The sequence below is a fragment of the Parvibaculum sp. genome, assembly GCF_035511255.1.
Classification (GTDB): domain Bacteria; phylum Pseudomonadota; class Alphaproteobacteria; order Parvibaculales; family Parvibaculaceae; genus Parvibaculum.
Map to the genome: position 1 here is coordinate 1 of NZ_DATKFR010000510.1, position 1,786 is coordinate 1,786.

The window sequence follows — 1,786 nt, forward strand, 5'->3', positions numbered from 1 at the left end:
GTCCCCTTCGTCGACGTGATGGCGACCATGCTCGACGCCTCCCTGCCCCTGACGCCCCCCGAGTGGCACGAATGGGGCAATCCGATCGAGAGCAAGGAAGCCTACGAATACATGGCGTCCTACAGCCCTTACGATAACGTCCGCCCACAGACTTATCCGCATATCTTCGCGCTGGGCGGCCTCACCGATCCGCGCGTCACCTATTGGGAGCCCGCGAAATGGGCGGCGAAGCTCCGCGCGCTCCGCACCGACAGGAACCTCACGCTCCTCCGCATCAACATGGAAGCCGGCCATGGCGGCGCCCCCGGCCGCTTCGAACGCCTGAAGGAAGTCGCCCTCGTCTACGCCTTCGCGCTGGCCGTCACGGAGAAGATTTGACCTCTCCGTCATTACGAGCGGAGCGAAGCAATCCAGTTCTTTCTCGCAGCTTCTGTATTGCTCCGTCGCTTCGCGCCTCGCAATGACGCCGGGCTTGCGAAGCCCACCCCTCCCCGTGTCTAATCGGCAAAACGATAGTTACTGATACTGTTGAGGAACACCGATGAGCAACTGGATCTGGGGTTATTCGGACCGCCTGAGCGCGCGTCCGGGCGAAAGCGTGGCATTGCATCTCTCCGCGACCGGCGGCGTCTGCGATATCGAGATCGCCCGCCTCGCAAAAACCCGCGACATCGTCTTCGAGCAGAAGGCCGTGGCGGTCGGCGAACATGCCGCGCCGGAAAACGCCCATATCCACGGATGCGGCTGGCCCGAAGCCTTCCGCTTCACCGTCGGCGACTGGAAGAGCGGCTATTACGAAATCCTGCTCAAGGGTGCCGATGGCGCCGTCGGTCGCCACCTGCTGGTCGTCAAATCCGTGACGCCGAAGGCGCGCGCCGTCATCGTCCTCGCGACCAACACCTATCAGGCCTACAACTGGTGGGGCGGCGCCAACACCTATGTCTGGATCGGCGGCCCGACGCCCGCGCCCGTCCCCGCCGACGAGGCAACGCATGTCGTCGCGGCGCGGCTCTCGAGCGCGCGTCCCTTCCCCGCCGGCATGATGCAGCCCGTTTCCGAGAAACACCGCATCGTCAGCGAGGCGCGGCGCGGCTTTCGCGAGCGCGCCATGCCCGGCGAAGTGATCCACGAAGTCCTCGCCGGCGGCCAGGGCTGGGATTGCCCGGCCGGCTTCACCGACAAATGGGAACATGCCTTCGTCGCCTGGGCGGAAGACGCGGGCTACGAACTCGACTATCTGACCGATTACGATCTCGAAGCCGAACCCCGCGCCCTCGACGGTTACGCCGCCGCGCTCTTCATCGGCCACAGCGAATACTGGAGCATGGGCGAGCGCCTGGAAGCCGAGCGCTATGTCGACGCCGGCGGCCACGCCGTCATCCTCTCGGGCAATTCCTGCTACTGGCAATGCCGCTGGGAAGACGGCGGCAAGAGCTTCGTCGCCTACAAGGGCCGCGCCGAGGACGAAGACCCCTTCGCGTCCGATCCCGCGAAGCGCCACCTCACCTCAGGCCTCTGGTCGAGCCCCTGGGTCGGCCGCCCCGAAGCCGCGCTCACCGGTCTCTCCTTTCTCTTCGGCGGCTATCACCGCTTCGGCCTCTGCGTTTCGCGCGGCATCGGCGGCTATACGGTCTGGAACGAAAATCACTGGGCGCTCGAAGGGGCGGACCTTTATTGGGGCGACGTCTTCGGCGACGATTGCCGTCTCGTCGGCTACGAGAATGACGGCTGCCCGCTGACCTTCGGCGAAGACGGTTTGCCCCGCGCCGTACCGCGCCTCGGCGTG

The 1,786-nt window shown here is 65.6% G+C and carries 2 protein-coding genes; both read left to right on the forward strand.

What is annotated here, in order from left to right:
* Positions 1-378, forward strand: a 378-nt coding sequence (locus tag VMR03_RS18895) for a prolyl oligopeptidase family serine peptidase (protein ID WP_325408021.1), incomplete at its 5' end; no start/stop codon positions are given.
* Between the two features lie 163 nt (positions 379-541).
* A partial coding sequence (locus VMR03_RS18900) for a N,N-dimethylformamidase beta subunit family domain-containing protein (RefSeq protein WP_325408023.1) occupies positions 542-1,786 on the forward strand: 1,245 nt, incomplete at its 3' end.